The organism is Bifidobacterium sp. LH_730, assembly GCF_056355835.1.
In genome coordinates, this window is the sequence record NZ_JBKETB010000019.1 from 21,603 (window position 1) to 28,124 (window position 6,522).

A 6,522-nucleotide genomic window follows, 5' to 3' on the forward strand; every position below is an offset into this window, starting at 1 on the left:
CGATGGACCGTCGTCTGCTTCGGCGCGATGTCCGGGCCGGTGTCTGGCCTACAGTGGAGGCATGACGCTGCGTTTCCGAGCCGACGGCACCTTCCGAGTGCTGCAGATGGCCGATATCCAGGATGGTCCCGATGTTCATCCCGATACCATTCGCCTGATTCGTGAGGCGATCCGCAAGGCCGATCCGGATCTGGTCGTGCTCACGGGCGATCAGATCCGCGGCTATGACCCGGCCTATATCGACACCTTCCTGCGCAGGCGCGGCGAGGCCCCGGGGGCGCGCGTGCGGCTGGTCACCGAGGTTGAGGCGAAGCTGCAAGGGATCAAGCGCCGCCCGAAGGTGCAGGAGTTGGGCGGCAAGGTGGCCGAGCGGCTGGAACGGGCGAACCTCACCGAGGCGGCCGACCGGTTGACCGCGGATCTCGAGGCCGCTTCCGACAAGACGCCGGGGGAGATGACCGACGACGAACTCATGGATGAGACCCGTGCCAAGGTGCGCCAAACCTTCGCCGCGTTCCTCGAGCCCGTGATCGAGGCCGGCGTGCCCTTCGCCGCCACCTATGGCAACCACGATTTCCAATGCGGCATCCTCGCCGAGGAACAGGACGATATCTACCGCGAGTTCCCCGGCTGCCTCAATCCGCCGGTGCCTGATGTGGCAGAGGCCAGCCCAACGACCCCGCTCGCCTGCGAAGCCGGCACCTTCGCCCTCCCCATCGCCGCCAGCGAAACCTCCGCCGACCCGGACCGCATCGTCATGAGCGTGATGATGGTGAACTCCGGCGACTACGCCGACAAGGACACCCCGGAGGAGCGCGACGCGCAATATCCGCTCTATGCCGCCAATCCGCGCGGTCTCGACCTCGCCGATGCCGACGGGTACGGCACCCCGAGCGACGCGGCAATCACGTGGCTCGGCGGTGTGCAGCGCACGCTTGGCGAACGCAACGGCGACGGCAAGCCCGTGCCCTCGATCGCCTTCCAGCACATCCCGCCGCAGGAGTTCTACGACGTGCTCAAGGAGGTGCCGGCATACACGCCCAACGCCGTGGAAGGCATCCGCACCTTCGCCGGCCGCTGCTTCGTGCTCGACCATGACAAGTGCCGCCCGGGCTCCCGGCTTGGCGAGGCGATCGGCTGCGCGGACGAGAACGTCGGCCAGGTCGACGCGATGCGCGAGACGGGCGGCTATTTCGCCCTGTTCTGCGGCCATGACCACAAGAACGCCTTCGTCGGGCATGCCGACGGCATCGACCTTGGATACGCCCCCACATGCGGCTTCGAATGCTACGGCCCCAAGTCGAGGTTCCGCGGCATCCGTCTGTTCGAATTCCATGAGTCGAATCCCGCGGCCTACGTCACGCGCATGCTCACCTGGGGCGATTTGGTCGGGCGCTACTCGAGCAACGAGGTGCGCGTATGGTTCGAGGACCATTGCGTCACCGACGCGGTGGGCGTGCGCAACGAACTGCGCCGCCCGCAGGTCCTCGCCACGCTCGCCGGCGCGCTGGGACTGGGGCTCGCCGCCATCGTCCGCGCCCTGCGCCGCTGATTGACGATTCCGTGATGCCGGGTGCCCCGACCCGTCGTATCTACCTCATCCCCTGGGTTATGCGTTACTCCTCCTCCTGTATGTGGCGTCTAGGTAACGCTTACGGCACCCTCAACGTTACCGAGACGCCACTAAGTGGCGCGCAGGGCACGCGGAGTGGTCTCAGCGTTACCTTCGCGCCATATCGCGGAGCACAAGTAACGCGGAGAGTGCTCCAGTCGTGTCCTCCGCGCCACTCAGTGGAGGTAAGGTAACGCCAAAGCGAACCGAGGGAACCGCCGGTGGCGGCCAACGGGTAGGATGAGTGATGCACAATTACCTGAAACGCAAAGGAGGAACGATGGGTCAGGATCAATCGTCGGTGTTTGATCTCAACGCCGTGGCCGCGGCGTCCAACGGAGGGAACAACGACCCGCTGCTGCCTCCCGCACGATTCATCGGCGAGCCGCAGAAGCCCAGCAAGATGCCGTATCACAAGTACGTCGCCTACGACAAGCAGGTGCCCTTCGACTATCCGGAGCGCACATGGCCGGGCAAGCGCCTTGAGCGCGCGCCGCGCTGGTGCTCCGTCGATCTGCGTGACGGCAACCAGGCGCTGGTCAATCCGATGGATTCCGAGCGCAAGCTGCGCTTCTGGAACCTGCTGGTCTCCATGGGATACAAGGAGATCGAGGTCGGCTTCCCGTCCGCTTCCGAGACGGATTATGACTTCATCCGCATGCTGATCGAGCGTGAGCTCATCCCCGACGATGTGACGATCGTCGTGCTCACCCAGGCGCGCGAGCATCTGATCCGCAAGACCTACGAATGCCTCAAGGGCGCCAAGCGCGCGGTGGTGCATTTCTATAACTCCGTCTCCGTGCTGCAGCGCGAGGTCGTGTTCCGCAAGGACAAGGCCGGCATCAAGCAGCTGGCCACCGATGCGGCCGAGCTGTGCAAGGAGCTCGAGGGCGACGCCAAGGGCATCGATCTCTACTATGAATATTCCCCGGAGTCCTTCACCGGCACCGAGCCCGAGTATGCGGTCGAGGTGTGCAATGCGGTGATCGACGTCATCAAGCCGACTCCCGACCACAAGATGATCATCAACCTGCCGGCGACGGTCGAGATGACCACGCCGAATGTCTTCGCCGATCAGGTCGAATACGTCTCCAACAACTTGACCGACCGCGATTCTGTGGTCCTCTCCCTGCACCCGCATAACGACGAGGGCATGGGCGTGGCCGCCACCGAGCTGGCCCTGCTGGCCGGCGCCGACCGCGTCGAGGGCTGCCTGCTCGGCAACGGCGAGCGCACCGGCAACGTCGATCTGGTCACGCTGGGCCTCAACATGCTCACGCAGGGCATCGATCCGCAGGTCGACCTGTCCAACGTGCCCGAGATCCGCAAGACGGTCGAATACTGCAACCAGATCAAGATCTCCGAGCGCCACCCGTATGCGGGCAACTTCGTGTTCACCGCGTTCTCCGGCTCGCATCAGGACGCCATCAAGAAGGGCCTTGAGGCCCGTCAGGTGGCCGCCGACCGCGCCGGCGCCGACCTCGACAACTTCGTGTGGCTCGTGCCCTATCTGCCGATTGATCCGAAGGACATCGGCCGCACCTACGAGGCCATCATCCGCGTCAATTCGCAGTCCGGCAAGGGCGGCATGGCCTACCTGCTCAAGACGAACCACAACCTCGACCTGCCCAAGCGCCTGCAGATCGAGTTCGACAAGGTGGTGCAGGCCTATGCCGACGAGACCAAGAAGGAAGTCAAGGACGAGGACATCTGGCGCCTGTTCAAGGACGAGTACCTGCCGGTCGAGCAGTCGGGCATGACCGCCGCCGGCGTGGTCGTCGGCGACACGCATGACGAGACGCTGGAGCCGTGGGGCCGCCTCAAGCTGCTCAAGGTCTCCGTCTCCTCCGGCGAGGATGGTTCCGACACCGTGCTCAAGGCCAAGCTGCTGGACCGCGGCGTGAACGTGGGCATCGATGAGCCGGTCGAGCGCGAGGTCTCCGGCATCGGCAACGGCCCGATCGCCGCCTTCCTCAACGCCGTGTCGAACTTTGGCGTCGAGGCCTCCGTCATGGATTACGTCGAGCACACGATGTCCGTGGGCACCGACGCGATGGCCGCCTCCTATGTCGAATGCCAGGTCGGCGAGGAGGACGACACGCAGATTGTGTGGGGCGTGGGCATCGATTCGTCGATCATCACGAGCTCGCTTAAGGCGATCATCTCCGCGATCAACCGCGCCAACCGCCGCTGAATGCCATCCGTGTGACGGGGTCGGAGGTCGCCGGTCCCGTCACACGGAGCAAAGAACGGTTCATATGGAAGGTCCCCTGCCGCGTGCATGCGGCAGGGGACCTTCGCTTACATCGGCCGTTTTCCAAGTCACAGACCGGGGCCCGGCCCATTCGGATTGGGCGGATCGACCTCGGCGTTGGGCGGCGTCGTGGAATCCGTGCCGCCGGAGGGATCGTCCTCGCCGCCGCCGGGCTGCTGCGTGCCGCCGGTGCCCTCCGTCGAACCGGAGGAATCCGTTCCGCCGGTGCCGGTCCCGTTGCCATTGCCGGTCTCGGTGTCGGTGCCCTCGCCGGTGCCGGAACCGGTCTGTCCGTTGTTCGACGCGCCCTGGGAAGCATCGGGATTCGTGTTCTCCGAGGGGTTGCCTTGTGTGGTCCCGTCCCCATTCGTGCCGCCGGATTTGCTGCCGTAGGAATACCGCGAGCCGCCCAGGCCCCACGTGCCGTCGGGGCCGCCGACCGTGCCGTTGTCGGTGGCGGCCGGGAACTGTTCGACCTCCATATTCGCCATCGCCTGGCTCATGTATTCGGTGAACAGATGCGAGGGATATCCGGTCGCGGTCACGCCGTATCCGGCGAACTGCGGCACCACCTGCGCGCTGCCGTCCTCGGCCGGATTCCAGATGGCCCACACATTGAGCAGATTCGGCGCGTAGCCCACGAAGGAGGCGGCGGTCTCGTCGTTCGCGGTGCCGGATTTGCCGGCCAACGGGCGGCCGACGGACAACGCCTCGGTGGCGGTGCCGTATTGGACCGTGCCGCGCATCGCTGTCTGCACCAGCGCGGCGTCGTTCTCGTCGAAGACCTTCTTGGCCGTGTCGGGGGCCTTGTAGAGCTCCTTGCCGTCGTCGTTGGTGACCTGGCGCACCATGTGCAGCGTGCGCCTGACGCCGTTGGCGGCGATGGTCGTGTGCCCCTGCGCCAGGTCCCAGACTGTGGACGAGTTGATGCCGAGCACGTTGAAGATCGAGTCCTTGTCGATTTTGCTGGTGATGCCGGCCTCGTGGGCGATCTCGGCCGTGCGCTGCGGCGTCAGATGCTCGTTGACGTTCATGAACACCGTGTTCACCGAATTGGCCGTCGCCTGGTAGAGGTTGATGGTGCCCCAGTTCATGTTCAGCGCGTTGTTCACCAGATTCGGCGCGCCCACGAAGCGCTGTCCGGAGTTGCCGTTGAACAGCGTGTTGAAGTTCACGCCCTCCTGCGCGGCTCCGAGCAGCGCGAAGGGCTTCATCGTGGAGCCGGGCTGGAAGGTGGCCTGCGTGGCGTTGTTGAGCTGCTGCTTCAAATAGTCGGAGCCGGCGTAGACGGAGACGACCTCGCCGGTCTTGGGGTCGGTGGCGATGCCGCCGACCTGGATGCTGGCGGGCATGTCGGCGGGACGTGTGTCGCCGACGGTCTGCATGATCGCCTGCTTGTCCTTGTCGATCGTGGTGACGATCCTGTATCCGCCGGTGTCGATGTCCTCCTTGGTGAAATTCTTCGTCGCCACGAGTTCGTCGCGCGCCATCGTGAGCAGATATCCGTTCGGCCCGCCCAGTGTGTCCTCCTGGGACTGCTCGACGGTCTGCGGCATCGTCGCCTCGGCGGCCTCCTGCTTGGAGATATAGCCGTCCTCGGCCATGATCTTCACCACGCGCTCGAAGCGGGCCTCTGCCTGCTCGGGGTCGCTGGCCGGATCCCAGGTGGAGGGGGAGGGGATGATGCCGGCCAGCAGCGCGGCCTCCGGCATCGTCAGATCCTTTGCGTCCTTGTTGAAATACGCCTTGGCCGCCGCCTGGATGCCGTATGCGCCCCGCCCGAGGTAGATCGTGTTCATATAGTTGCACAGGACTTCGCTTTTGTCCTCGGATTGGGCGATTTTGAGCGCAAGCACCGCCTCGCGCGCCTTGCCGACGTAGCTGGTGGTCTCGCCCATGTAATACCGCTCGGCATACTGTTGGGTGATTGTCGAGCCGCCCTGGCGCGTGCCGGTGGTGATGTTGTTGACCAGTGCGCGGGCGATGCCCTTGAGATCGATGCCCTTGTCGGTGTAGAAGGTGCGGTTCTCCGAGGCGACGACGGCGTTGCCGATGTAGTCCGGCAGGTCGGTGCACTGGATGATGTCGCGGTTCTGTTCGGCGAAGGAGCCGATCTCCGTGGTGCCGTCGGAATAGTAGACGGTGGTTTTCTGCGCGAGCGCGAATTTCTCCGGCTGGGGAATCTCGGTGGTGGCCCACAGGTATGTGAAGGCGCCGATGCCGGCGACGAGCGCCGCGCCGATCAGCCCGCCGATGACGGCGAGGATGATCTTAATCGGGGAATGGCGGCGCTTGGCCCCTGCCTTCGGGGCTTTCGGGCGACGGCCCTTGGGAGCGGAGCGACGCCCGCCCGCCGTCGATCGGCGATTGGCGGGCGAATGGGCGCCGGCTGTGCCCGAGGAGGAACGGCTGGCGCGGTGCGAGCCCGAACTGGCGCTGCGAGTCTGTGAAACCATACTCCACACCGTAACCGTTATCCCTGAAAAAGCCCATTTTTCGTCCCCAAAAGTTTCTTTGGGGACGAAACTTCCCTAAAACCCTCACAAAAAAGCTTGCTATGGGGGTTATTTGTTGAGCATGGGGGCGATGTGTTCGTCGTATGCGGTGAGGGCGGTGTCGATGACTTGGTGCATGTCGTAGTACTTGTAGGTGCCGA

3 protein-coding genes are annotated in these 6,522 nt (G+C 64.7%); 2 read left to right on the forward strand and 1 reads right to left on the reverse strand.

All coding sequences use genetic code 11. From position 1 onward, the window contains the following. The first annotated feature begins 61 nt into the window (after window positions 1-61). Together AC1AUD_RS13190 and leuA are read left to right on the forward strand one after the other, a co-directional pair. Window positions 62-1,552 carry a metallophosphoesterase family protein gene (locus AC1AUD_RS13190; RefSeq protein ID WP_476574838.1) on the forward strand — a complete coding sequence of 497 codons (1,491 nt, stop codon included), beginning with the start codon at window positions 62-64 and terminating at the stop codon, window positions 1,550-1,552. Between the two features lie 340 nt (window positions 1,553-1,892). Beyond that, complete coding sequence (gene leuA, locus AC1AUD_RS13195) at window positions 1,893-3,806, forward strand: 2-isopropylmalate synthase (RefSeq protein WP_476574839.1); 1,914 nt, start codon at window positions 1,893-1,895, stop codon at window positions 3,804-3,806. 128 nt (window positions 3,807-3,934) lie between these two features. Here the strand turns inward: leuA and AC1AUD_RS13200 are convergent, their stop codons facing one another. Beyond that, on the reverse strand, window positions 3,935-6,322 hold the full coding sequence (locus tag AC1AUD_RS13200) for a transglycosylase domain-containing protein (protein WP_476574840.1): 2,388 nt from the start codon (window positions 6,320-6,322) through the stop codon (window positions 3,935-3,937). Window positions 6,323-6,522 lie beyond the last annotated feature (200 nt).